The organism is Rhizobium sp. Rhizsp42 (assembly GCF_047304155.1).
Classification (GTDB): domain Bacteria; phylum Pseudomonadota; class Alphaproteobacteria; order Rhizobiales; family Rhizobiaceae; genus Rhizobium.
Genome location: NZ_JBGLYS010000116.1, coordinates 1 through 620, shown reverse-complemented (window position 1 = coordinate 620; position 620 = coordinate 1). Strand labels below are relative to the sequence as shown.

The window sequence follows — 620 nt, the reverse complement described above, 5'->3', positions numbered from 1 at the left end:
AGCTTCTTGCCCGGCGTGACGAAGATGCGCTTCACCTGGAAGCGGTCGCCGTTGAAGATCGAGGTGTAGCCGCCCCAGGGACGGTAGGAGGTCGGGTGCGTCTCGGTTAGCTTTGCTGTCGCTGGCTTGGAGGCCAGCATCTTGACGATGGCGCCGACGTCCTGGCTGTCCTTGAGGTGACCGACATAGACGGCATCCTCGCTGGCGATGACGGCGACGTCGTCCATGCCGTTGACCGCGAGATGCACACCGTGGGTCATGACCAGCGAGTTGCGGGTGTTGACGACAGTGGTGTTTTCGGCGGCGACATTGCCCTTTTCGTCAGGATTGCCGCTCTTCCAGATCGCGTCCCAGCTGCCGAGATCCGACCACTGGAAGGGGGAGGGAACGACGGCCGCGTTCTTGGTCTTCTCCATGACCGCGTAGTCGATCGAGATATCCGGGCTTTGCGCGAATGCCGCCTTGTCGAGGCGGATGAAGTCGAGATCCTTGACGCCTCGAGCGACGGCTTCGCCTGCGGCCTTGAGGACATCGGGGGCGAAGGTGGTCATCTCGCTGAGCAGCTTGGCGACCGGGAACATGAACATGCCGGAGTTCCAGTAGAAGCCGCCGGATGCCAG

Annotated in this window: 1 protein-coding gene; it reads right to left on the bottom strand. The window is 62.4% G+C overall.

Going from position 1 to position 620, the window contains the following annotated elements; all coding sequences use genetic code 11:
* Positions 1–620: sugar phosphate nucleotidyltransferase (locus tag ACCD05_RS31790; RefSeq protein WP_413397654.1), on the bottom strand; the 620-nt coding region annotated here is incomplete at both ends.